The sequence below is a fragment of the Rhizobium sp. KNZ2-6A genome (genome assembly GCF_056755475.1).
Window position 1 is genome coordinate 52,320 of the sequence record NZ_JBNDIC010000027.1, and the last position, 22,281, is coordinate 74,600.

23 protein-coding genes are annotated in these 22,281 nt (G+C 61.7%); 8 read left to right on the forward strand and 15 right to left on the reverse strand.

Annotated elements, in window-relative coordinates:
- The first annotated feature begins 38 nt into the window (after positions 1-38).
- The 3 genes from ACPYOP_RS19045 (at position 39) to ACPYOP_RS19055 (ending at position 4,522) form a co-directional block, all read left to right on the forward strand.
- Positions 39-2,708 (forward strand): FtsK/SpoIIIE family DNA translocase, encoded by a 2,670-nt coding sequence (locus ACPYOP_RS19045; RefSeq protein ID WP_481411900.1) that lies wholly within the window; start codon positions 39-41, stop codon positions 2,706-2,708.
- A 136-nt stretch (positions 2,709-2,844) separates the two neighbouring features.
- Positions 2,845-3,513: an outer-membrane lipoprotein carrier protein LolA gene (locus ACPYOP_RS19050; protein ID WP_481411901.1), complete on the forward strand. Its 669-nt coding sequence runs from the start codon at positions 2,845-2,847 to the stop codon at positions 3,511-3,513.
- Positions 3,514-3,718: 205 nt separating this feature from the next.
- A complete protein-coding gene (locus ACPYOP_RS19055; protein ID WP_481411902.1) occupies positions 3,719-4,522 on the forward strand; it encodes an exodeoxyribonuclease III in 804 nt (267 codons plus the stop codon).
- Between the two features lie 15 nt (positions 4,523-4,537).
- Here ACPYOP_RS19055 and ACPYOP_RS19060 read toward each other — a convergent pair whose 3' ends face one another.
- Together ACPYOP_RS19060 and ACPYOP_RS19065 are read right to left on the reverse strand one after the other, a co-directional pair.
- The gene (locus ACPYOP_RS19060; RefSeq protein ID WP_481411903.1) at positions 4,538-4,993 is read right to left on the reverse strand and encodes a cyclic nucleotide-binding domain-containing protein; all 456 of its coding nucleotides are present in this window, start codon (positions 4,991-4,993) and stop codon (positions 4,538-4,540) included.
- Between the two features lie 9 nt (positions 4,994-5,002).
- Positions 5,003-5,686, reverse strand: coding sequence for a response regulator transcription factor (locus ACPYOP_RS19065; RefSeq protein WP_481411904.1), 684 nt, complete (start codon positions 5,684-5,686; stop codon positions 5,003-5,005).
- A 148-nt stretch (positions 5,687-5,834) separates the two neighbouring features.
- Here ACPYOP_RS19065 and ACPYOP_RS19070 point away from each other — a divergent pair, with 148 nt between their 5' ends.
- Complete coding sequence (locus ACPYOP_RS19070) at positions 5,835-6,383, forward strand: L,D-transpeptidase family protein (RefSeq protein WP_481411905.1); 549 nt, start codon at positions 5,835-5,837, stop codon at positions 6,381-6,383.
- 145 nt (positions 6,384-6,528) lie between these two features.
- Entirely contained in the window at positions 6,529-7,359 is an 831-nt protein-coding gene (locus ACPYOP_RS19075) for an aldo/keto reductase (RefSeq protein ID WP_481411906.1), read from the forward strand.
- A gap of 88 nt (positions 7,360-7,447) precedes the next feature.
- Here ACPYOP_RS19075 and ACPYOP_RS19080 read toward each other — a convergent pair whose 3' ends face one another.
- Positions 7,448-8,368: a LysR substrate-binding domain-containing protein gene (locus tag ACPYOP_RS19080; protein WP_481411907.1), complete on the reverse strand. Its 921-nt coding sequence runs from the start codon at positions 8,366-8,368 to the stop codon at positions 7,448-7,450.
- A gap of 113 nt (positions 8,369-8,481) precedes the next feature.
- On the opposite strand from ACPYOP_RS19080, the gene ACPYOP_RS19085 reads away from it, so the two are divergent.
- Positions 8,482-9,192, forward strand: a complete 711-nt coding sequence (locus tag ACPYOP_RS19085; RefSeq protein WP_481411908.1) for a glutathione S-transferase family protein — start codon at positions 8,482-8,484, stop codon at positions 9,190-9,192.
- Between the two features lie 39 nt (positions 9,193-9,231).
- On the opposite strand, the gene ACPYOP_RS19090 is transcribed toward ACPYOP_RS19085, so the two are convergent.
- Positions 9,232-10,701 carry an MFS transporter gene (locus tag ACPYOP_RS19090; protein ID WP_481411909.1) on the reverse strand — a complete coding sequence of 490 codons (1,470 nt, stop codon included), beginning with the start codon at positions 10,699-10,701 and terminating at the stop codon, positions 9,232-9,234.
- Between the two features lie 128 nt (positions 10,702-10,829).
- Here ACPYOP_RS19090 and ACPYOP_RS19095 point away from each other — a divergent pair, with 128 nt between their 5' ends.
- Positions 10,830-11,756, forward strand: a complete 927-nt coding sequence (locus ACPYOP_RS19095; protein WP_481411910.1) for a LysR family transcriptional regulator — start codon at positions 10,830-10,832, stop codon at positions 11,754-11,756.
- Here ACPYOP_RS19095 and ACPYOP_RS19100 read toward each other — a convergent pair.
- Positions 11,730-12,221, reverse strand: a complete 492-nt coding sequence (locus tag ACPYOP_RS19100) for a MarR family winged helix-turn-helix transcriptional regulator (RefSeq protein WP_481411911.1) — start codon at positions 12,219-12,221, stop codon at positions 11,730-11,732. The genes ACPYOP_RS19095 and ACPYOP_RS19100 overlap by 27 nt on opposite strands.
- 82 nt (positions 12,222-12,303) lie before the next feature.
- Between ACPYOP_RS19100 and ACPYOP_RS19105 the strand changes: the two genes are divergently transcribed.
- Positions 12,304-13,203 carry an EamA family transporter gene (locus ACPYOP_RS19105; protein WP_481411912.1) on the forward strand — a complete coding sequence of 300 codons (900 nt, stop codon included), beginning with the start codon at positions 12,304-12,306 and terminating at the stop codon, positions 13,201-13,203.
- Between the two features lie 78 nt (positions 13,204-13,281).
- Here ACPYOP_RS19105 and leuC read toward each other — a convergent pair whose 3' ends face one another.
- From leuC to ffh, 10 genes are all read right to left on the reverse strand, one after another.
- The gene (leuC, locus tag ACPYOP_RS19110) at positions 13,282-14,691 is read right to left on the reverse strand and encodes a 3-isopropylmalate dehydratase large subunit (protein ID WP_481411913.1); all 1,410 of its coding nucleotides are present in this window, start codon (positions 14,689-14,691) and stop codon (positions 13,282-13,284) included.
- Between the two features lie 276 nt (positions 14,692-14,967).
- Complete coding sequence (locus ACPYOP_RS19115; protein ID WP_481411914.1) at positions 14,968-15,846, reverse strand: amino acid ABC transporter permease; 879 nt, start codon at positions 15,844-15,846, stop codon at positions 14,968-14,970.
- A gap of 34 nt (positions 15,847-15,880) precedes the next feature.
- Positions 15,881-16,678, reverse strand: a complete 798-nt coding sequence (locus tag ACPYOP_RS19120) for a transporter substrate-binding domain-containing protein (RefSeq protein WP_481411915.1) — start codon at positions 16,676-16,678, stop codon at positions 15,881-15,883.
- 328 nt (positions 16,679-17,006) lie between these two features.
- Positions 17,007-17,549, reverse strand: a complete 543-nt coding sequence (rplS, locus tag ACPYOP_RS19125; RefSeq protein WP_481411916.1) for a 50S ribosomal protein L19 — start codon at positions 17,547-17,549, stop codon at positions 17,007-17,009.
- A gap of 277 nt (positions 17,550-17,826) precedes the next feature.
- The gene (locus tag ACPYOP_RS19130) at positions 17,827-18,246 is read right to left on the reverse strand and encodes a DUF1801 domain-containing protein (RefSeq protein WP_481411917.1); all 420 of its coding nucleotides are present in this window, start codon (positions 18,244-18,246) and stop codon (positions 17,827-17,829) included.
- 156 nt (positions 18,247-18,402) lie between these two features.
- The gene (trmD, locus tag ACPYOP_RS19135; RefSeq protein ID WP_481411918.1) at positions 18,403-19,095 is read right to left on the reverse strand and encodes a tRNA (guanosine(37)-N1)-methyltransferase TrmD; all 693 of its coding nucleotides are present in this window, start codon (positions 19,093-19,095) and stop codon (positions 18,403-18,405) included.
- A gap of 24 nt (positions 19,096-19,119) precedes the next feature.
- A complete protein-coding gene (rimM, locus tag ACPYOP_RS19140) occupies positions 19,120-19,701 on the reverse strand; it encodes a ribosome maturation factor RimM (protein ID WP_481411919.1) in 582 nt (193 codons plus the stop codon).
- A gap of 178 nt (positions 19,702-19,879) precedes the next feature.
- On the reverse strand, positions 19,880-20,242 hold the full coding sequence (gene rpsP / locus ACPYOP_RS19145; protein ID WP_092717295.1) for a 30S ribosomal protein S16: 363 nt from the start codon (positions 20,240-20,242) through the stop codon (positions 19,880-19,882).
- A 127-nt stretch (positions 20,243-20,369) separates the two neighbouring features.
- Positions 20,370-20,672, reverse strand: a complete 303-nt coding sequence (locus ACPYOP_RS19150) for a chorismate mutase (RefSeq protein ID WP_092717298.1) — start codon at positions 20,670-20,672, stop codon at positions 20,370-20,372.
- Between the two features lie 18 nt (positions 20,673-20,690).
- Positions 20,691-22,268, reverse strand: a complete 1,578-nt coding sequence (ffh, locus tag ACPYOP_RS19155; RefSeq protein WP_481411920.1) for a signal recognition particle protein — start codon at positions 22,266-22,268, stop codon at positions 20,691-20,693.
- Positions 22,269-22,281 lie beyond the last annotated feature (13 nt).

Sequence of the window (22,281 nt, forward strand, 5' to 3'; positions counted from 1 at the left end):
TTCGCTTGCGCTATCGACAAGGAACGGGGCTGGATATCATGGGCAGAAGCAATTCGGCGGCGTTGAGCGGTCGGCCAGACCGTTTATCGCTATCGAGTGTCGTTTGGCGTCAGGTCAAGGGCCTGACGGGCTTCGCATTGCTGTTCCTATTGGCGCTCGCCGTGGCGGCGCTGGCGACCTGGAACGTCATGGATCCCAGCTATTCCTACGCAACCGCCAATGCGCCGACCAATCTTCTCGGTTTTCCCGGTGCTGCCTTTGCTGACGTCATGATGCAGTCGCTCGGCCTTGCCTCGGTGCTGGCGATGCTGCCGATCGTTGCCTGGGCCTTCGCGCTGATTTCCAATCGCAAGCTTAATCGCGTGCCCTCGCGGCTCGGCGCCTGGTTCGGCGGCTGCATCGTCGCGGCCGGCTCGATCGCCTGTTTCCCGGCACCGCCGACCTGGCCGATCCCGAACGGCATCGGCGGCGTGGTCGGCGATCTCCTCCTGCGCTTTCCCGCCTTGTTCATCGGCACCTATCCGAGCGGCGTCGTGGCCACTATCATCGGCTCGCTTCTTGCTATTCCGGCCATCTGGCTCATGCTTTTCGCCTCCGGCGTGATCGGCGAAAGCCTGGTCGAGGATGAAGAGGGCGAGGAGGATTACGAGGAAACGCGCAGCCGCGCCCGCCGGGTGGGCGATGAAGACGAGGATGACGACCGCGGTAGCTTCCTTGGTAATTTCCTCGCCTTCGGTGCCGTCATGCATGCCTGGTACAATGCCCAGGCCCGCCTTCGCCGCCTGTTCGGCATGGGTCCGCGCAAGCGCCGCGACCATGCCTTCGACGCGCCCTATGATTTCAACGACGACGAATTCGGGACGCTGAACGAGCCCGTGCGCGCCAAGGCGCCGGTTGCTCGCGGCGATCGTCTCGATCCGTCCATGGATGGTCCCGCGGCGCGCCGCGTGGTGTCCGCGCCGTCGATCAGCCTCGGCGATGACGAGGATGAAGACGAGGATTCGATCTATGATCGTGATCCGCCGCGTCCGGCCGGCATCCTGCCTGACGACGAGGACGATGCCTGGCCGCTGACCACGGCCTCACCGAGGGGATCCGAGGGTCATCGCGTCATTCCGGCCGCACCGCGCCCGAAGCCCGGCGCGCGGGCCGAGCGCGAGGCACAGACCTCATTCATCCGTCCCTACGGCTTCCAGCTTCCGGCCGTCCACCTGCTGGCAGAGCCGAAGGCCGTCGCCCGCGATGCGACGCTCTCGGCCGATGCGCTGGAGCAGAATGCCCGCATGCTCGAAGGCGTGCTGGAGGATTTCGGCGTCAAGGGCGAGATCATCCATGTCCGTCCCGGTCCGGTCGTGACGCTTTACGAGCTGGAGCCGGCGCCCGGCATCAAATCCTCGCGGGTCATTGGCCTTGCCGACGATATCGCCCGCTCGATGAGCGCGATCGCCGCCCGCGTCGCCGTCGTTCCCGGCCGCAATGCCATCGGCATCGAGCTGCCGAACTCGACGCGCGAAACGGTCTATCTGCGCGAGCTCATCGCCAGCCGCGATTTCGAGACCTCCAAGGCGAAGCTGGCGATGGCGCTCGGCAAGACGATCGGCGGCGAACCCGTCATTGCTGATCTCGCCAAGATGCCGCATCTGCTCGTGGCCGGCACCACCGGCTCGGGCAAGTCGGTCGCCATCAACACCATGATCCTGTCGCTGCTCTATCGCATGACGCCAGAGCAATGCCGCCTGATCATGATCGATCCGAAGATGCTGGAACTCTCCGTCTATGACGGCATTCCGCACCTGTTGTCGCCTGTCGTCACCGATCCGAAGAAGGCTGTCGTCGCGCTGAAATGGACCGTCCGCGAGATGGAAGAGCGCTACAAGAAGATGTCGAAGATCGGCGTGCGCAACATCGACGGCTTCAATTCCCGCGTCGAGCAGGCCGTCGCCAAGGGCGAGGCGATCAGCCGCACGGTGCAGACCGGCTTCGACCGCCAGACTGGCGAGGCGATCTACGAGACCGAAGAATTCGACCTGAAGCCGATGCCCTATATCGTCGTCATCATCGACGAGATGGCCGACCTGATGATGGTCGCCGGCAAGGATATCGAAGGCGCGGTACAGCGTCTGGCGCAGATGGCGCGTGCCGCCGGCATCCATGTCATCATGGCGACGCAGCGCCCGTCTGTCGACGTCATCACCGGCACGATCAAGGCGAACTTCCCGACCCGCATCTCCTTCCAGGTGACGTCGAAGATCGACAGCCGCACCATTCTCGGCGAACAGGGGGCTGAACAACTCCTCGGCATGGGCGACATGCTTTATATGGCCGGCGGCGGCCGCATCCAGCGCGTTCACGGCCCCTTCGTCGCGGATGGCGAAGTGGAAGATATCGTCGCCTATCTGAAGACGCAGGGCGCGCCGCAATATCTCGATGCGATCACCGCCGATGACGACGAGGACGATGATGGCCATGGTCCCGCAGGCACCTCGAATCTCGCTGATTCGGAAGACCCTTACGATCAGGCGGTTGCGATCGTTCTCAACGATGGCAAGGCTTCAACCTCCTATATCCAGCGCCGTCTCGGCATCGGTTACAATCGTGCGGCGTCGCTGATCGAGCGTATGGAAGAGGAAGGCGTGATTGGCCCGGCCAACCATGCCGGCAAGCGCGAAATTCTCGTTCCAACCAAAGCGGATATCCTGGATCGCTGAGGCAACGCGCCTTTCCGTGTGGCATATCCCGTCTATGTTCAGAGAAATTTGATCGCCGCCCCTTACCGGCCTTGGGCAGTTGCGCCATGAAGACGCCGATTTTGCGCGCCATGGACGAAGCATGAAGGAGAATTCGATGACAAAGTTTGATGCGCAGCCGTCCAGCCGACTTTCCCTGACCCGCCGGCATTTCCTCGGCGCTGCGGTTGCTGTCGGCGCGGCAGGCGCTCTGCCGATTTCGGCCCTTGCGCAGGCCCAGGCACAGGCACAGGCAGCGACGGCCGCACTCAATCCCGGTATTGCCCAGGCCATTGCCGATCACTTCTCGTCCATTAAGACGATGAAGGGCGGCTTCCTGCAGATCGGCCCGCGCGGCGATCAGATGAGCGGCACCTTCTTCATCCAGCGGCCCGGCAAGATGCGTTTCAACTACGATCCGCCATCCCGCATGCGCGTCATCTGCGACGGCAGCAACGTGCAGGTCATCAACGACCAGACGCAGACTAGGAACATGTATCAGCTGTCGAAGACGCCGCTGAGCCTGCTGCTGGCCAACAAGATCGATCTTTCCGCCGACATGGTGCGTGATGTCGATTCGAAGCCGGATCTCACCAAGATCACGCTCGGCAACCGCACAGTCTTCGGCGATTCCACCATCACGATGATTTTCGATTCGAAGAGCTACGACCTGCGCCAGTGGACCGTGATCGACCCACAGGGCAAGACGACCGACGTCATCATCAACAACGTGAAGACCAATGTCGCCTTCGACGACAGCGTTTTCCGCATCGATTATACGCGCTGATCGCCCTCTCCACATTCGGCCGCAGGGTAAGCGCCGAATGGCGCTTTCCTTTCCGTCGCGGCCGGTCTAAAGCCTTAGGCCTGACTGGAGCAGCCCAGCGTTTCACCGAATCGCCGGGCCGCTCCAGCTGTCTGTTTTGACGCAATTCCGGATGGAAAACCGCTGCGCACTTTTCCTGGAATTGTTCTTGGGGAAAGGCTTTGGCATGGGATTATCGATTGCGACCTGGAACATCAACTCGGTGCGGCTGCGCATGCCCATCGTGGAACAGTTCGTCATGCAGGCCCGGCCCGACATCCTCTGCCTGCAGGAAACCAAGGTTCCGAACGAGCTTTTTCCGTATGCTCCCCTCCGTGCCCTCGGCTATGAACACATCATCGTTCATGGCCAGAAGGGCTATCATGGCGTCGCGATCGCCTCGCGCATCCCGCTGAGCGAAGATCACCGGCAGGATTACTGCAATGTCGGCGACAGCAGGCATATTTCGGCGATCTTCGAGCGCGGCGGTCGGCGGGTACGCCTGCATAATTTCTACGTTCCGGCCGGCGGCGACGAACCGGATCGCAGCATCAATCCGAAGTTCGGCCACAAGCTCGATTTCATCGAGGAAATGAAGCGGCTGCATGCCAATGCCGAACAGAACACGTCGGCGATCCTCGTCGGCGATCTCAATATCGCGCCGCTGGAGCATGACGTCTGGTCGCACAAGCAGCTCTTGAAGATCGTCAGCCATACGCCGGTCGAAACCGACGGGCTGATCGAGGTGATGAAGCGGGGCGCCTGGCTCGACCTGATGCGGCAGCACGTGCCGGAAAACGAAAAGCTCTACACCTGGTGGAGCTACCGCGCAAAGGACTGGGAGGCTGCCGACCGTGGCCGCCGCCTCGACCACATCTGGTCGTCATCCGATCTTGGCCCGCATCTGCAGCGGATCGATATCCTGAAGGCGGCGCGCGGCTGGGATCGTCCGTCCGACCATGTGCCTGTGACCGCGCATTTCAATCTCTAAGAGGGATTGAACCTACTAGGAGAAGCGGCCGAGCAATGCGGCCGCTTGTCGGGCAAGGGCGGCAAAATTTTCGCGAATGCGGTTCTGAATCAAGAGGCCGGCATCGGGATATTCCTCGATCAGCCGGTGGAAGAGGGCGCGCGTGATGCGGATCACGTCGGATTCCTCGGCGGCAACGGCCGTATATTTCCGCTCCACCAAGGTCACCATCGCCAGTTCCGAAAGCATGGTGCCCGCCTGGACCACCGCTTCCACCTGTTTCTGGCCGTCAGCATCGATGGTGCTGAGTTCGAAACTGCCGCGCGTGATGACATAGGCGCATTCGGCGGGCGATTTTTCCCGGAAGAGCGTCTGGCCTTCGTTCACATGGCGGCGATCGGCACCGAAGGCGATCAGCCGCAGCGGCTCATCGCCCATGCCGTGAAACAGCGGCAGTTGCGACAGCAGTCGGATATCGTCGTTCAGTGCCATGTGTGCGGCCTACGGAATGATCTTGTAGCCGCCGTTTTCCGTCACCAGGATCTCGGCATTGGAAGGGTCGCGCTCGATTTTCTGACGGAGACGGTAGACGTGGGTTTCGAGCGTATGGGTGGTGACGCCGGAATTATAGCCCCAGACCTCTTCGAGAAGGATATCGCGGGTCACGACCTTCTGGTCGGCGCGATAGAGATAGCGGATGATGGCGGCTTCCTTTTCCGTGAGGCGGATCTTCTGTCCGTCTTCGGTCGTCAGCAGCTTCTGGCTCGGCTTGAAGAGATAGCGGCCGACGGTAAACGTCGCGTCTTCGCTCTGCTCGTGCTGGCGCAGCTGCGCGCGGATACGCGCGAGCAGCACGGCGAAGCGGAAGGGCTTGGTCACGTAATCATTCGCGCCGGCTTCAAGGCCGAGGATGGTGTCGGAATCGGTGTCGTGGCCCGTCAGCATGATGATAGGCGCCTTGAAACCATTCTTGCGCAGCAGTTTCACGGCTTCGCGGCCGTCCATATCGGGCAGTCCGACATCCATGATGAGGAGATCGACAGGCACGGTGCGCGCGGTTTGTACGCCCTTTCCGGCGGCGGCTTCCTGCAGAACGTTGAATTCCTCGTAAAGCGACAATTGCTCGACCAGCATCTCGCGAAGGTCGTTGTCATCGTCCACCAGGAGAATGGTGCGTGCGGTCATGCCGTTCGGGTCCTCGTTCTAATCCCACCTAAGTCCTACGCCAAATTGCATTTTTAGCAAGTCGCGACGCGGGCCAGGCTTGGTCGTTTGATTGAAACTGCTATGATTTCAAATGAAATCACACGCAAAGCAAAAACATGTGAGGAAAATGCAAAAGACAAGGGCGGCGGCCAGGCGGACCACTTCCACCATCGTCGTGCGCCCGGCGCCGGGCAAGAAAACCCGAGCGCTGGTGCAGGTGGGGCCACTCACCATACCTGCGGCAATCGGCAGATCGGGACGCAGCATCCTGAAGCGGGAAGGAGACGGCGCAACGCCGATTGCGGACATGAAGCTGCTCTACGGCTTCACGCGCGGCGATCACGTCCGCTTCCTGCGGACTTCCCTGCCGATGCGGTGCATTCGCAAGGACATGCTATGGTGCGATCAGCCCGACAATGCCAACTATAACAGGCTGGTGAAGGCTCCCTTCAAGCCGAGCCATGAGGAAATGCGGCGGGAGGATAGTCTCTACGATATCTGCCTGGTGCTGGACTGGAACGTGCGTTCACGCCGGCGTCACTGCGGTTCGGCAGTCTTCTTCCATCTGATCAGGCCGGGCTACAAGCCGACGGCCGGATGCGTCGCGATCAGCCTTCGCGACATGCGGCGTATCCTTCCCCTGCTGCGCAAGGGAACAATTATCCGGGTTGTCTGAGCGGCAATCCGGGGGTTAAAATACCAATGTCCCCCACTATACGGGTTTTACCGACACGCCCTCGCGGGGCTTGGCCCGGACCTTTCTTTCCGAACTTAAAATCACGCCTTCACTCCACCCGCTTCTCATCCTTTGGAGACTTATCGTGACCACGCAACCGACAATCACTTTCAATGACGGCAATTCCATTCCGCAGGTCGGCCTCGGCGTCTGGCAGACACCGGAGAACGTCGCGCCGATGGCGGTCAGCACGGCCTTGAAAGCCGGCTATCGCCACGTCGATACCGCAGCCATCTATGAAAACGAAGATGGTGTCGGCGAAGGCATGCGCCAGTCCGGCGTCGCCCGCAAGGACATCTATCTCACAACCAAGCTCTGGAACGAGGCGCAGGGCTTCGATTCCACGCTGAAGGCCTTTGACGAAAGCCTGAAGCGCCTCGGTACCGACTATGTCGATCTTTACCTCATCCACTGGCCGTCGCCGCATCGCAACCGCTATCTCGACACCTGGAAGGCTTTCGTCCGCCTGAAGGAAGAGGGCCGTGCCCGTTCGATCGGTGTTTCCAACTTTGCCGCAGCGCATCTCGAACGCATCATCGGCGAAACCGGCGTGACGCCTGTGCTGAACCAGATCGAGCTGCACCCGACCTTCCAGCAGAAGGCGCTTCGCGAGGTGCATGACAAGCTCGGCATCAAGACCGAATCCTGGAGCCCGCTCGGCCAGGGCAAGCTTCTGACCAATGCCGTCATCGCCAAGGTTGCCGCCAAGCACGGCCGCACGCCGGCTCAGGTCATCATCCGCTGGCACATCGACAACGGCCTGATCGTCATCCCGAAATCGGTGACGCCGAGCCGTATCGAGGAAAACCTCAGGGTTTTCGATTTCAAGCTCGACGGCGACGATCTGGCCGAGATCGCCAAGCTCGATTCAGCCAGCGGCCGCATCGGCCCGGACCCGATGACGGCAAGCTTCTGATATCGGCTCGCGCGAATAGTCTGCAATTTCAAAAGAAGGCTCGGTGCAGTGCGATCGCATCGAGCCTTCTTCTTTTCCGCTGCATCCCTTAGCGCTTCTGGCTATCCGTATCGCTCCGGCTGACTTGCAAACCTCTTGCGAGAAACTCGACGACGGCGCGCACACCCGGCAGCTGGCCGCGGCGGTGGGTGGTCAGGATCGTGGTGGTGACGCTGCCTGCCGTCCAGCCTGGTAGAACCCGAATGATCTGGCCGGCTTCGACTGCCGCCTTGCAGCTCGCTCCCGGCAAGCAGGCGATGCCAAGGCCGGAGATCGCGGCCCGCAGCAGGACAAGCGTCTCGTCGGCGACGAAGCGGCGGCGGGGTGAAACGGCGAATGGGCCGCGTTCGGAGTGCTGAAGCTGCCACGTCTTCGCCGTCTGCGAAACGAGCAGGCCGTCATGATCCTGCAGCGCCTGCGGATCGGGCGGTGATCCATGCTTCCCGAGATAGGCGGGGGCGGCCACCAGAATCACGTCGTCAATCGAAACCTGTCTTTGAACCAGTTCGGAATCCGGCAGGGGTGAGAAGTGACTGCGTACGGCGATATCGAAGCCTTCCTGGACCAGATCAACGAATCGATCGGTAGCATGGAGCTGCAGCGTCAGCTTGGGATAGGTGACCGCAAGCGAAGGAAGATGATCCGCGAGCATAAATTGCGCTGTAGGTACGGAGGCGGTGATGCGAACGATGCCGCTCGGCTCCGCATGACGTTGCCGCACTGCACTTTCGGCCGCCTCAGCTTCGACCAGCGCGGCCGTCGCGTGCTCATAGAAGGCCCGCCCCGGATCGGTCAGCATGAAGCTACGCGAGGTGCGATGCAGCAGGCGCGTGTCGAGGTCGGCTTCCAGCGCGGCGATGCGCTTGCTGATCGTCGATTTCGGCATGCCCAGCCGCCGTGCCGTCGCGGCGAAACCGCCATTGTCGACGGCTTGGACGAAGATCTGCAGATCATTGAGGTTAAGCGCCATCGCAATGTCCATATAATGAGACTTTTGGTTCGAAACTAACGATCTACTCGATCAAAGTCTACAAATCCATATTGCTGGCATCGAGGTTCGCCTCGTTACATCAGGAGAAAAATATGGAACCAGTACTCTTCTACGGCGTCCCCTCGGGATGCTCCTTCGGATCGATCGTTGCACTCGAATGGCTGGGAAAGCCTTACAGGCTGTCCCGCGTCGAGATGGTCAAGGAGGATTTCATGAGCGGCGGCTATCGCTTCATCAATCCCGTTGGCGAGACGCCTGCCTTGATCACCGGCAGCGGCGCCGTGCTGACGGAGAACATGGCAATTCTCAACCATCTTGGTGTGGGCAGCACCGACACGGGTTTGGCGTTTGCGCAGGGAACCGAGGGGTTCGACAAGCTCAACCGGATGCTCGCCTATCTCAACACCAGCTTCTTCAGCTCGTTCGCTCCGCTTTGGTATGTGTACGAGCATGGTGGAGAAGAGGCGGCAAAGGCGGCATTGCGCGAATATGGGGGTTTCAAGGTGCGCAAGGCGCATGCGGATCTCGACCGGATGCTCGGCGACAAGCAGTGGCTGCTGGGAGATCATAAGACACTGGCTGACGCTTATTTCTTCGGCATTGCCCGCTGGACCGACTACCACGACGTGGTGGAGCGCGCCGACTATCCCAATATCGCGCGGCTATACCGGCAGCTGGAGGAGGATCCGGCGGTCAAATTTGCCCATGCCATCGAGGACGAGCAGCCGGCGCAGTCGGCGGGCGGCTATCTCGGCAATATCAGCGTCGACGATGCGTTGAAGCGCGTCCGGCTGAGCGCCTGAATTTCGAAAAGCCTGAAGTCGATGCTTCAGGCTTTTCTTTCATGACACGTCTTCGATGAGATCGGCGCGTCGCGCAAAGGCAAGGTTCGTGAGTGCGATGCCAAGCGTCGTGGCGATCAGCAGAGCGGCGGCGATGAATGTTATCTGCATTGCGCTCGCAACCGCCTCGGCACGCGCCGCCGTGATGTCGGCAGCTCCCGAGGCCAGCGTGAAGACCGCGCCCATGAGGGAGGCGCCGGTGATCAGGCCGAGATTTCGCGACAGGCTGAGCATGCCGGAAATCACGCCACGTTGCTCCGAGCTTATCTCCTTCATGATCGTGGTGTTGTTGGCCGCCTGAAATAACGCGTAGTTTGCGGTGACGATGACCAGAGGACCGATATAGCCGGCGGCGCCGAATCTGCCTTGCAGCCCCGCTATCAGGAATAGGCCAATGATCATGCCAACAAGACCCATCACGCTCATGCGGTGGGCGCCGAAGCGATCGACGATGCGGCCGGCCGGTACGCCGGTCAGGGCGGAGGCCAAGGGACCGGCGGACATGATGGCGCCGACATGGGCCGCATCGAAGCCGAGGGCGCGGGAGAGATAGAAGGGCCCGACCACCAGCGTTGCCATGATGACGGTGGAAACCAGCGTGCTCATGGCAAGGCCCGCGCTGAGCGTGGTATCGCAGAACATGGAAAGGCGCAGCAGCGGCGACTTCACCTTGGTTTCGGTGAAGGCAAACAGGGTGATGCCTAAAGCTGCGGCCGCCAGCAGGCCGATATTCAGAGCGCCGAAGCTTCCATGTCCCATCGTCATCGCCAGCGCATAGGCGGCCAGCGTCAGCGCTAGCAGCAGGGTGCCAATCACGTCTAGGCGCCCGTGGGCCGTTTTCCGGCCCTGTCGATCCGCCGGCAGGAAACGCGCAGCAAGCAGGAAGTTCGCGATCCCGAGCGGCATATTGACGAGGAAGATGGTTTCCCAGCCGAAGCCGGCGATCAGGATGCCGCCGAGCGATGGGCCGAGCGTGGTGCCGATCGCGGACATGGTGCCGAGCAGACCCATGGCGCTGCCCGTCCTTTCCTTCGGTACGGTCTCGCCGACCATCGCCACCGTCAGCGCCATCATCATGGCGGCGCCGAGCCCCTGCATACCTCTGGCGGCGAGCAGGAGCGAGAGCGTCGGTGCTATGCCGCAGAGGAGCGAGGCGAGCGTGAAGAGGGCTATGCCGATCAGCAGCATGCGCCGCCGGCCGAAAATATCGCCCAGCCGTCCGACGCTGACGATCAGCGTGGTGATGGCGAGCAGATAGGCAAGCACGATCCACTGCACCTGCTGGAAGGATGCGCCGAATGCCTGGGCGAGCGTCGGCAGGCCGACATTGGCGATGCTGGTATCGAGCGAGGGCATCAACATGGAGAGCGAGAGGCTCGCAAGCGCCCAGCGGACCGAGGCAGTGGCTTTGATGTCTCCGGACCCGGTCTTGTCCGGCTTTTCAATGATCGGCTTCAATATGAGCTCCATTTCTGGCGACGTAATAAAAGTCCCGGCAGAAAGGTAGCGTTGCTGACGATATGGCGGAACGCGCAGCATTTGCACTTCATTCGTGCACTTGACGCTATATATCGAGAAAACCATGCTATGGTCGCGCCATGTCCACACCCGATCTCAACCTGCTTGTTACCCTGAATGCCCTGCTTGCCGAAGGCAGTGTTGCGCGCGCCGCCCGGCGATTGCGGCTCAGCTCTTCCGCCATGAGCCGGGCGCTCGCCCGTTTGCGCGAGACGACGGGAGATCCGCTGCTGGTCAGGGCGGGGCGCGGGCTTGTGCCGACGCCACGCGCCCTGGAATTGCGCGAAAGCGTCGGCCGGCTCGTGCAGGAGGCAGAGGCGACCCTGCGCCCGGCCGAGACCCTGAATTTGAAACAGCTCGCCCGGACCTTCACGATCCGCACCCGTGAGGGCTTCGTGGAGAATTTCGGGCCTGCGCTGATCGCCCGCATTGCCGAGCAGGCACCGGGCGTGCGGCTTTATTTCACGCAGAAGCTGGACAAGGACAGCACGCCGCTGCGGGATGGCACGATCGATCTCGAGACCGGTGTGGTGGGCGATGATACCGGGCCGGAGCTGCGGACGCAGGCACTGTTCCATGATCGCTTCATCGGCGTCGTGCGAAGCGGGCATCTGTTGAGCGAAGGGTTGATGACGCCGGAGCGTTATGCCGCCGGCCGGCATATCCTCGTCTCTCGGCGTGGATTGCAGAAGGGCCGGATCGATGCGGCGCTGGAGGCACTGGAGCTGGAGCGGCAGATCGCAACCATCGTCGGCAGCTTCTCAGCGGCGCTGGCCTTGGCGCGCGCCTCCGATCTGATCGTCAGCGTTCCCGAGCGATATACCGGGAACCTTCGCGTCGGCATGCATAGTTTCGCGCTGCCGGTGCCGACGTCGGATGTGACGATCTCGCTGCTCTGGCATCCGCGAATGGATGCGGATCCGACGCATCGCTGGCTGCGCGGCTGCATTCGCGATATCTGCGCCGAGCGACGTTCGGGCCTAGGAACGGGGTTCGAAGTCGGCTAAGTAGTTGCGCAGCAGGCCATCCAGCGCCACTCGCTCTTCTTCCGAAAGAGTTGAAACCAGCCGCGCCTGCGTTTCGACATGCGCCGTCACCGCCGCGTCGATCAGCTCGAAGCCTTTCGGGGTGAGGGATATCAGGAAGCTGCGGCCGTCATTCGGGTTTTGGCTGCGGGCGACGAGGCCGGCTTTTTCGAGCTGATCGATGCGGTTGGTCATCGTGCCTGATGTCACCATCATCGTATCCATGAGGTCGCCCGGGGAGAGGGCATAGGGCTTGCCTGAGCGGCGCAGGGTTGCCAGCATGTCGAAGTTCGCCGAGTTCAGGTCGAAGCGGGCGAAGGTCTTCTCCATTTCGCGCGAGAGGTGGAGGGCAAGATTGCGCATGCGCCCGAAGAGGCCCATGGCCGTGGTGTCGAGATCCGGCCGTTCGTGGCGCCATTGCTCAAGAATTTTGTCGATGCGATCCATGGTGAAACCTCGCCATGAATTTATCTTGACGTCAAGGTATTTCGTATTATCTTGAGGTCAAGATAAATATCGAGGCTGGACCATGAACCGTAATTTTGACCTGTTACTGACAGCCATCGCGCCGGCGATCTGGGGCAGTACCTATCTGGTGACGACGCAATTGCTGCCGGCCGGCTATCCCCTCACGGTCGCGATGCTGCGCGCCCTGCCGGCCGGGCTGCTGCTGCTCGCCATCGTGCGGCGGCTGCCGCACGGCATCTGGTGGCTGAAGTCGCCGGTGCTCGGCGCGCTGAATTTCTCCATCTTCTGGTGGCTGCTGTTCATTTCGGCCTATCGGCTGCCCGGTGGCGTGGCGGCGACGGTCGGCGCCATCCAGCCGCTGATCGTCATTGTGCTGGCGCGGTTGCTGCTGGGATCGCCGATCCGCGTCCTTTCCATCGTTGCAGCCGTCGCGGGTATAGGCGGTGTCGCGCTGCTGATCCTGACGCCGAATGCGACGCTCGATCCGGTCGGCATCGTTGCCGGTGTCGGCGGCGCCTTCTCCATGGCAGCCGGAACCGTGCTCAGTCGCCGCTGGCGCCCCGATGTCTCGCCGCTGACCTTTACCGCATGGCAGCTGACGGCGGGTGGCCTGTTGCTCCTGCCGGTCGCTTTGCTGCTCGAGCCGCCGCTGCCGCATCTGACCGGCGCAAACATTCTCGGCTTCACCTATCTCGGCCTGATCGGCGCGGCGCTGACTTACATTCTCTGGTTCCGCGGTTTGTCGCGGCTGGAGCCCTCGGTGGTCTCGCCGCTCGGCTTTCTCAGCCCGACGACTGCCGTGATCCTGGGTTGGGTGGTTCTCGGCCAGCAACTGAGCCCGATGCAGATGTTCGGCATCGTCGTCGTGCTCGGCAGCGTCTGGCTCAGCCAGCGGGCGCAGCTGGCTCCGCTGGCGGGACATGCCGCGCTCGGCAGCCGGCCCGTCGTATCGAAGCGATAGAGCGAGCGGTCGCGTCCATTCGACAAAAGAAAAGGGCGGCCATCGAGCCGCCCTTTGTCATTCATGTATTCGAACGGGTCAGTTCCACTCGCGGATATCAACGAAGTGACCGGCGATCGCGGCGGCTGCGGCCATGGCGGGCGAGACCAGATGGGTGCGGCCCTTGAAACCCTGGCGACCTTCGAAGTTGCGGTTCGAGGTCGAAGCGCAGCGCTCGCCCGGCTTCAGGCGGTCGTCGTTCATGGCGAGGCACATGGAACAGCCAGGCTCGCGCCAGTCGAAGCCGGCAGCCTTGAAGATCTTGTCGAGGCCCTCGGCCTCAGCTTGCTCCTTCACCAGGCCGGAGCCCGGGACGATCATGGCGTCGACGGTCGAAGCGACCGTCTTGCCTTCGACGACCTTGGCGACAGCGCGCAGGTCTTCGATGCGGCCGTTGGTGCAGGAGCCGATGAAGACGCGATCGACATTGATCTCGGTCATCGGGATGCCCGGCTTCAGGCCCATATAGTCGAGGGCGCGCCACTTCGAGGCACGCTTGGTCTCGTCCTGGATTTCGTCCGGGTTCGGAACGACGCCTTGAACGGAGATGACGTCTTCCGGCGAGGAGCCCCAGGAAACGATCGGCGGCAGGCTTGCGGCATCGAGCGTGACGATGCGGTCGTAATGCGCGCCTTCGTCGGACTGCAGCGTCTTCCAGTAGGCGATCGCCTGCTCCAGCGCCTCGCCCTTCGGCGCGCGCGGCTTGCCCTTGATGTATTCGAAGGTGATTTCATCCGGCGCGATCAGGCCGGCGCGGGCGCCGCCTTCGATCGACATGTTGCAGATGGTCATGCGGCCTTCCATCGACAGCGAGCGAATGGCTTCGCCGGCATATTCGATGACGTAGCCGGTGCCGCCGGCAGTGCCGATCTCGCCGATGATGGCGAGGATGATATCCTTGGCGGTGACGCCCGGCGGCAGCTGACCGTCGACCTGCACCAGCATGTTCTTGGCCTTTTTCTGGATCAGCGTCTGCGTGGCAAGCACATGCTCGACCTCGGAGGTGCCGATACCATGGGCGAGCGAGCCGAAGGCGCCGTGGGTCGAGGTGTGGCTGTCGCCGCAGACGATGGTCATGCCGGGCAGGGTGAAGCCCTGCTCGGGGCCGATGATGTGAACGATGCCCTGGCGCTTGTCGTTTTCGGAGTAGTATTCCACGCCGAATTCGGCAGCGTTCTTGGCGAGCTGCTCGACCTGGATGCGGCTTTCCTCGTTCTTGATGCCGAGATGGCGATCCGGCGAGGTGGGCACGTTATGGTCGACCACGGCCAGCGTCTTCTGCGGGGCGTGAACCTTGCGGCCGGTCATGCGCAGGCCTTCGAATGCCTGCGGCGACGTCACCTCGTGAACGAGGTGACGGTCGATATAGAGAAGACAGGTGCCGTCGTCCTGGGCGTCGACCAGATGGTCATCCCAGATTTTGTCGTACAGTGTGCGTGGAGCGCTCATGGCTACAGATCCATATTGGCATTATCGAAAAGGGGAATGGACGGATCGGGACCGTCGGCCTCGGGTGTGATCAGCGAAGTCGGCTGTTGAGCGCGCCCGAAATCATCGCAAAGAACCGTGCCGGCAGGCGCTTGTGGTCCTGCAGCACGAAAGCCGTGACGTAACGTCCGTCTTTGCTCATGATCTTACTCATGCGCATGCTCATATCAATTTTCAAAACCTTCGGCAATGGCGAGCGTAGGCTGTATCGGTACGGCCGGCAATCGGCCGCACCGATCACACCTGTGCGCCCGGCGGCTGGCCCGCCGCTAGACGGGGGAAGGCGGAGCGATCGCTGCCGGAGCGGCGGCGCATCCAGGCTTCGAGCTGCCTGAGCAGCAGCGACAGACCGATCGTTAACAGCAGATAGATGAAGGCGAGGATCGACAGCGTTTCGAAATAGCGGAAATTGGCAGAATAATAGAGCTTGGCAAGCTGGCTGATATCGGCCACCCCGAGCACGGAGACCAGCGAGCTGTCCTTCACCATGGCGATGAAATCGTTCGACAGCGGCGGCAGGATGACGCGGATCGCCTGGGGAAAGACGACGAGGCGAAAGCGCTGGAAGCGGCTGAGGCCGAGCGCCTTTGCCGCTTCGATCTGGCCCTGGTCCACCGCCTGGATGCCGGCGCGGAAGATTTCGGCGATGAAGGAGGAATAGGCGATGGTCAACGCGATGATCGTGCGCCAGACGAAGGGCACGTCGCGGGTAATGAGCGGGCTTGTCCAGCCGGCGGAGATCAACGGCGAGACGACGACGTTATAGACGGCGACAAAGGCCGGCGTGCCCACGAATGCGATGTAGGAAAGCAGCACCAGTATCGGGATGCCGCGCACGATCTCGATATAGAAGCGCGCCACCTGCCGCAGCACGAGGAAATCCGACAGGCCGAGTAGCGCCAGCCCGAGGCCGAGCAGCACGGCCAGCGTAAACGCCACCAGCGTCACGAAGACCGTGACGCCGATGCCATTCAGCAGAAGAGAGAAAATCTGGGCATAGAGGCCGTTCGCCGCAATTGCGAATGAGGCGACGATGCCGAGGATAGCGAGGGCGACCAGCCACCAGGGAAAGTCTTCCTTGCCGCGGTGCCCGCCCGGGCCTGCCAAAGGCGCCATCAGAGCGGGCTTCCAATATATCGATCTTCAGAATTCATTGGCCCATCTTGTAGTCGAGGAACCACTTCTTGTTCAGCGCCTCGAGCGTGCCGTCCGCCTTGAGGCTGGCGATGGCAGCATTGATCGGGGTGACGAGATCGGAGCCCTTCTGGAAGATAAAGCCGAAATCCTCGGTGCCGAGCGGACCGCCGACGAGCTTCAGGCCGCCATTGGAGGCATCGACATAGCCCTTGCCAGCGGTGCCGTCGGTCAGCACCGTATCGACGTCACCGGTCTTCAGTGCCTGTACTGTGGCGCCGAAGGTTTCGAAGGTCTTGATGCGCGGATTCTGCTCGTTGCCGTCGAGGACCGAATAGACGGCGGTGTAGAAGGGCGTCGTGCCCGGCTGCGCGCCGATCAGGCCGTCCTTGAAGGCGGCAAAGCTCTTGGCATCGGTAAAGCGCTTCTCGTCGCCGCGCACCAGCATGAACTGCTCGGAGCGCATGTATGGGTCGGAAAAATCGACCTTCTGCTTGCGGTCGTCCTTGATGGTGATGCCGGTCATGCCGATGTTGTACTGGCCTTCCGAGACGGCCTGGATCATCGCATCCCAGCTGGTGTTCTGGTATTCGACCTTGAAGTTCAGGCGTTTGGCGATTTCGTTCATCGCGTCATATTCCCAGCCGATCGCCTTGTTCGTTTTTGGGTCGATGAACTGCAGCGGCGGATAGGCATTCTCGGTGACGACGATGACGGTCTTGCCCTTGAGATCAGGCAGATCGGCTGCGAAGGTCGCGAAGGGTGCAAGCACGAGGGCGCCGAGGCCCAGAAGGAACGAACGACGGAATGCCATGGAAATCTCCCCGATTAGAGCATGATGCCGAAAAGTGTAGACGGTTTTCGGACAACATCATGCTCCACCTATTTGATGCTAGCGCGGATTTAGATTTTAGGTCGATTCGACCTAAAATCATCCGGCGCCAGCGTGGCGGAAAACTGTCATATTTGCAAAGCGTATGGCAAGGCCATTGCCAAGGGCGCAATCACTAAAAATGGAAAAGTCACTCTAATACAGGCGGCAGGCGGAGAAATTTCCTGTTCGCCCGAGCCCGTTGTGGCCGGCAGTAAAAAAGGCGACCCGAAGGCCGCCTTCAAATTTCTCGACCTGTAAGGATCGAAACTTATTCTGCTGCCGGCTCGGCTGCTGCGGCTGCTGCAGCTTCAGCGGCTGCCTTTGCTTCTGCGGCTTCGGCTGCTGCCTTCTCGGCTGCGAGTGCCTGAGCGGCTGCAACCTTCTCGGCCTCGATGCGTGCCTTTTCTTCGGCGAGAGCCTGGCGCTCTGCGTCGTTGAGCTTGCGGGCGCGGGTGCCGGTGTTCTCGACGATACGGGCAGCCTTACCGCGCAGGTCGCGCAGGTAGTAGAGCTTGGCGCGACGGACCTTACCGCGGCGAACGACTTCGACGCTTTCGATCATCGGGGAGTAGACCGGGAATACGCGCTCGACGCCTTCGCCGTAGGAGATCTTGCGAACCGTGAAGTTTTCCTGCAGACCGCCGCCGGAGCGGGCGATGCAAACGCCTTCATAGGCCTGAACGCGGGTACGGTTGCCTTCCGTGACCTTCACGTTGACGCGAAGGGTGTCGCCAGCGGAGAATGCGGGAAGGGTGCGCTTGGCTTCGATCTTGGCAGCCTGTTCGGCTTCCAACTGCTGAATGATGTTCATAGTATCAACCTCGTTGTTGCTTCAACAGCCAGAGCGCCCTGAACGATCTCTATCCCTGGTCGGACCTTCAAGGTCTCGCCTCGGATATATGCCTGTTACGGCAGGGGCGGATACGCCTGCTTTTCTTTGGTGGTTGATGGGAAATTTCCCATGCCGGGGGCGCACATACCCCATTGTCACGCCTTTGTCACCCCTTGCGGCCGAATTAAGTGGCGTTTGTTGCGGCGCAAGCGGCTTAGAACGCAATTTATCATACATTCGATTGCCTGGACACCGTTCAGGCTTTCTTCGGCTTTTTCCGCGTGGATACGTTCAGGGCGGCCGCTGCGCGAATGAGTGCCTTCAGCGCCTCTTCGTCGATGTCCTCGTTCTCGTGGATATCGATGGCCCGCCGAGTATTGCCTTCGAGGCTGGAGTTAAAGAGGCGGGAGGGATCCTCGAGTGAGGCGCCCTTCGCAAAGGTCAGCTTGACCACGCTCTTGTAGGTCTCGCCGGTGCAGATGATGCCGTCATGCGACCATACCGGCACGCCACGCCATTTCCATTCTTCGACGACTTCAGGCTCGGCCTGCTTGATGAGCGCGCGGACCCGAGCAAGCGTCTTGCCGCGCCAGTCGGCCAATTCCTGAATTCTCTGATCGATCAGCTGAAAAGCGGAGCCCGCCTGTTCCGCTTCCGTCGCGTTGTCTTTTGCCATCGTCCAGCGCCTCCTCGCTTTTCCATGTTCGTCGCTGCTTCTCTACCGCCTGATAGTGCCGGGCGCTATAGCGCGCCTGCGGCGGAGAAATCCACTTGGTGATCTGGTCTCGTCCGGGCAAAACGCGGGGGCTTCTTCGACAGCCCGCCCAACGAGCTATTTCTCAGCCTTTTTGTCGAGCAAATCCGGCCGGCGCTCCCGAGTCAGCTGTTCGGCCTGTTCCTTCTGCCATTTGGCGATCGCCGCATGGTTGCCTGACGTGAGCACGGCGGGAATCTCATGGCCTTCCCAGATTTGCGGACGCGTATAGTGCGGATGCTCCAGCAGGCCGCCTTCGAAGCTTTCGTGCAGGCCGGAAAGGTCGTTGCCCATGACGCCGGGCAGGATGCGGACGATGGCGTCGAGCAGGATCAGCGCGGCTGGCTCGCCGCCTGAGAGAATATAGTCGCCGATCGAGACTTCCTCGAGCGCGCGGCCATCGATGACACGCTGGTCGACACCCTCGAAGCGGCCGCAGACGACGATGACGCCCTCGCCGGCCGCGAGTTCGCGCACGCGCTGCTGCGTCAGCGGTTTGCCGCGCGGGCTCATCAGCAGGCGCGGACGATTGTCGTTTTCGCTGGCATGGTCGATGGCGCGGGCGAGCACGTCCGGTTTCAGCACCATCCCGGCGCCGCCGCCGGCCGGCGTGTCGTCGACGGTGCGGTGCCTGTCGGTGGCGAAATCGCGGATCTGCACACAGTCCAGCGCCCACTGCCCGCGTTCCATCGCCTTGCCGGCAAGCGACGTACCGAGATGGCCGGGAAACATCTCGGGATAAAGCGTCAGGATGGTCGCCCGGAAACTCATGGCGCGGTCACTTCCCAATGAGGATTACTTCTTCGTCTTGCCTTCCGGCTTTTCCGGCTTCGGCGGCTTGCCGATGAGATCGTCGGGATTGTCGATCAGGCCGGCGGCCATTGGATCGATCAGAATCTTGCCGCCTTCGAGATCGATTTCGAGAACGGCCGTTTCTGAGAAGGGGATCAGGACCGGACGCTTGCCCGGACCCTTCAGCTCCAGAAGGTCGCCGGCGCCGAAATCATAGATGCCGCTGACCGTGCCGTAGCCCGTGCCCTTGTCGTCGACAGCTTCCAGTCCTTCGAGATCGGTATAGAAGAATTCGTCGTCATCGAGTTCATCGTCAGGCAGGTTGTCGCGCTCGATGTAGAGTTCCAGGCCATTCAGTGCTTCGGCGGCATCGCGGTCGTTGACGCCGCGCAAGCGCACCACCACCACGTTTTTGGCTTCGCGGATTTCCAGAACCTCGAAGCTGCGGCCGTCCATGCTGTGCAAGTGGCCGTAATCGCCAAGCGCCGTGGGGTCCGAAGTATAGGCGCGGGCGCGTACCTCGCCTTTGAGGCCCTGTGCCGCGCCGATGGTTGCCATCAATACCGGGTTTTGCAGTTTCGTCATGGTCTCTTCGCCGATTACCGGAATTATGCAGCAGATCTAAAGCGCTACAGCGAGCGCGTCGTATGTAACGCCCGGCGCTGTAGTTGCGTTCTCTCATAGGCTGAACATCCGCCGATGGGAAACAAAAAACGGGCGGCATGTCGCCATGCCGCCCGTTTTCGACAGTCACAAGGACTGATTATTCAGAAGCAGCAGCGGCGGCGTCAGCAGCCTTCTGTGCCTTCTCAGCGGCGCGCTCCTGGGCGCGCTTGCCCGGCTTTGCCTTTTCCGGGTTGTTCTTGGCGTCGCGTGTTGCGATGCCGGCTTCGGCGAGGAAGCGCAGAACGCGGTCGGTCGGCTGGGCGCCGTGGTCGAGCCAATGCTTGATGCGTTCGGCCTTGAGTTCAACGCGCTTGGCGTCGTCCTTGGCGAGCATCGGGTTCCAGGAGCCGAGGGTCTCAAGGAAGCGGCCGTCGCGCGGCGAGCGGGCGTCGGCAACGACAACGTGGTAATACGGGCGCTTCTTGGAGCCACCGCGGGCGAGACGAATTTTCAGTGCCATGTTAATTCTCCTTAGGCTTTTCTTGACCGCTTCGTTGTGCGGTATGGTTACGTCGCGCTGCTTTTCTCTTGCTGCATGATCCCGGTTGAAAACGTCCTGCGTCTTTCGGGATCACGCGGCCAGGGGGTTACCCTTTGAAATCGGCAGCGATCTGTTCATGATGCCGGATGACTTCCTTGATGACGAAGTTCAGGAACTTCTCGGCGAAATCCGGGTCCAGATTTGCGTCCTTTGCCAGGCGGCGCAGGCGCTCGATCTGAAATTCTTCGCGCGCCGGGTCGGCCGGCGGCAGGTCGTACTTGGCCTTCAGCACGCCGACCTCTTTGGTGCAGCGAAAGCGTTCGGCCAGCATGTGCACCAGTGCGGCATCGATATTGTCGATCGACTGGCGGTAGTTGCCCAGTTGGGCTTTGACGTCTGGATCAATCATGGGGGTCAACGATCCTTCTCACTTCTTCTTCGGCAAACCGGGAAGGCCTGGGAAACCACCGCCGAGGCCCGGCAGCTTGGCGCCGCCCAGGCCCGGCAATCCACCGCCACCGAGGCCAGGCATGCCGCCGGGACGGCCGAGGCCGGCGGCTTCGGCCTGCTTCTGCAGAGCTTCGAGCTGCTTGGGGTCCATGTTCGACAGGTCGGGCATGCCGCCGCCCATACCCCCTAGGCCGCCGCCGAGGCCCATCTTGCCGGCGAGGCCGCCCATCAGCTGCTTCATCATGCCGCCTTTGCCCTTGCCGCCCATCATCTTCATCATATCAGCCATCTGGCGGTGCATCTTCAGAAGCTTGTTGATGTCGGAGGCGTCGGAGCCGGAGCCGGCGGCGATGCGCTTCTTGCGGGAATGCTTCAAGAGATCCGGATTGGCGCGCTCGGCCTTGGTCATCGAGGAGATGATGGCGATCTGGCGTTTGAACAGGCGATCGTCGAGGCCGGCGGCGGCCATCTTGTCCTTCATGCCGGACATGCCGGGCATCAGACCCATGATGCCGCCCATGCCGCCCATCTTCTGCATCTGGCCGAGCTGGTCGGCCAGATCGTTCAGATCGAACTTGCCCTTGGCCATCTTGGCAGCCATGGCGGCTGCCTTCTCGGCGTCGATATTCTCGGCCGCCTTTTCGACCAGCGAGACGATGTCGCCCATGCCGAGGATGCGGTCGGCGATACGGCGGGGGTGGAATTCCTCCAGCTCGCCCATCTTTTCGCCGACGCCGATCAGCTTGATCGGCTTGCCGGTTACGGCGCGCATCGAAAGGGCGGCACCGCCGCGGCCGTCGCCGTCCATGCGGGTCAGCACGAGGCCGGTAATGCCGACGCGCTCGTCGAAATTGCGGGCGAGATTGACGGCGTCCTGACCGGTCAAGCTATCGGCGACCAACAGGATTTCATGCGGGTTGGACTTCTTCTTGATATCCGCCATCTCGACCATGAGCGGCTCGTCGATATGCGTGCGGCCGGCGGTGTCGAGGATGACGATGTCATGGCCGCCGAGCTTGGCGGCCTGCACGGCGCGCGCGGCGATATCGGTCGGCGACTGGCCTGATATGACCGGCAGCGTGTCGACGCCGGTCTGCACGCCGAGCTGGCGCAACTGCTCCTGCGCGGCCGGACGGCGAGTGTCGAGCGAGGCCATCAGGACCTTCTTGCGGTCGCGGCTCGTCATGCGGCTGGCGATCTTGGCCGTCGTGGTGGTCTTACCCGAGCCCTGCAGACCCACCATCATGATGACGACCGGGGCCGGTGCGTTGAGGTCGATGCCGACGCCTTCGCCGCCGAGCATCTCGATCAGCTCGTCATGGACGATCTTGACGACCATCTGGCCCGGCTTGATCGACTTCAGGATCTCGGCGCCGACGGCCTTTTCGCGGACGCGATCGGTAAAGGAGCGAACCACATCCAGCGCCACGTCGGCTTCCAAAAGCGCGCGGCGAACCTCGCGAAGTGCTGCGGAAACATCGGCTTCCGAAAGCGCGCCGCGGCCTGTCAGTCCATTCAGAATGGAGCCAAGACGGTCCTGGAGGTTTTCAAACATCGGTTCTTCCTTA